Origin of the sequence: Clostridium sp. AF29-8BH, assembly GCF_003478145.1 — a bacterium.
Taxonomy (GTDB): Bacteria; Bacillota; Clostridia; order Lachnospirales; family Lachnospiraceae; genus Otoolea; species Otoolea fessa.
The window spans coordinates 1-1,413 of sequence record NZ_QUEL01000057.1; the positions used below are offsets into that span (position 1 = coordinate 1).

1 protein-coding gene and 1 rRNA gene are annotated in these 1,413 nt (G+C 44.7%); both read right to left on the bottom strand.

What is annotated here, in order from left to right; all coding sequences use genetic code 11:
* Positions 1–99 (bottom strand): 16S ribosomal RNA (locus DWZ16_RS15225); the annotation flags it as partial.
* Positions 100–766: 667 nt separating this feature from the next.
* A partial coding sequence (locus DWZ16_RS15230) for a CvpA family protein (RefSeq protein WP_147353444.1) occupies positions 767–1,413 on the bottom strand: 647 nt, incomplete at its 5' end.

Sequence of the window (1,413 nt, forward strand, 5' to 3'; positions counted from 1 at the left end):
CTTCCATCCGAAAACTTCCGCTAGATTGCTTCGTTCGACTTGCATGTGTTAAGCACGCCGCCAGCGTTCATCCTGAGCCAGGATCAAACTCTCATGTTAAAGTTTTGATTCCAGTCAAAATTCGCTTGGCTAATTTTAACCGTTATTACTGTTGTTTTGGTTTTGTTCTGAATGTTCTCTTGAACTTCAAGGCTTAACCAAAAGCCTTTGTTCTTAGAATTTTCAGGGTTTTACATACTGTTCAGTTTTCAAGGTTCTTTGTTGTTGTCTCATTGACAGCTCATTTATATTACCACAAGCAGTTATCTTTGTCAACAACTTTTTTTATTTTATTTTTCGCAACTGAGCTTTCGCTCAACAGCTTGGATATCATATCATAGGCAGTTGTCGTTGTCAACTATTTTTTCTTAATTTTCAAAACATTTTCGCAAATAAGAAAACCTGTGATATTCGATTTTCCCTGCATATGCAGACCAACGTCAAAACACGTTAGAGTTAGAGTTTACCATTTCAGCATTAACTTGTCAAGCGATTTTCACTTGTTTTTTCGCTGACATATTCCATACAGAATCATTGCGCATCCTCGCGGAGCGTTTATCTCAGCCGAAGACCCAACTCCCACTGAGACAAATTTGCTATTACTCGCCACCTAAAGAGGTGGGAGTCTTCTCGACTGAAATAAAAAATTTGGCACACCTAACTCATCACTAAGCAGCGAGAATGCGGTGTGCCGTTTTTCAATATCACAGTTTTTCTCTATACGCTTTTAAATAATCCGTTTCACAACACCCATCAGGATGCTTCCAAGCATATTGTGGTCATACAGCCAGGTCAGCCAGATATTGCTTTCTATCTGGTTCAGGAAAAGTTCACCAATCGCCGTTGCCGAGAACAGTGTAATAAGCAGTGCTGCAATCCAGACGAAAAAGATCCCTTCCGCGCCCCCCAACACGGCACCTGCCAGACGGTTCAGCCCCGATATGATCGGCAGCCGGGAGACCACATTGAGCGATACGGACAGAACACGCAGTCCGCCGAACACGGCTGCAAACAGCAGAAAAAAACTTATAATATTGATCAGGCTGTTTGCCAGATAACGGCTGACGTAGTGGGTAAAGCTGCTTACACCCAGCGCCTCGTAAACTTCGCTGTTATTATTCTCCAGAAGCGCATCCTTTAACTGTTCCGGAAGCTCCATTTCTTCAATAATACTGCGCTGTACGGATGGCGGCGCCGCGTCAACTGCCTCATTTTCCGCCTCATCGTCCTTTTGGATAAATTTCGTCACGCTGTCCTCCACCGCCTGATAGACCACCTCATTGCTGCGAAGCAGATTCGCGACAGACGGCGCACCAAAATGAACCACCCCCAGCGACAGCACCAGGGAAACGGCTGAGACTGCCAAGGCAGCAC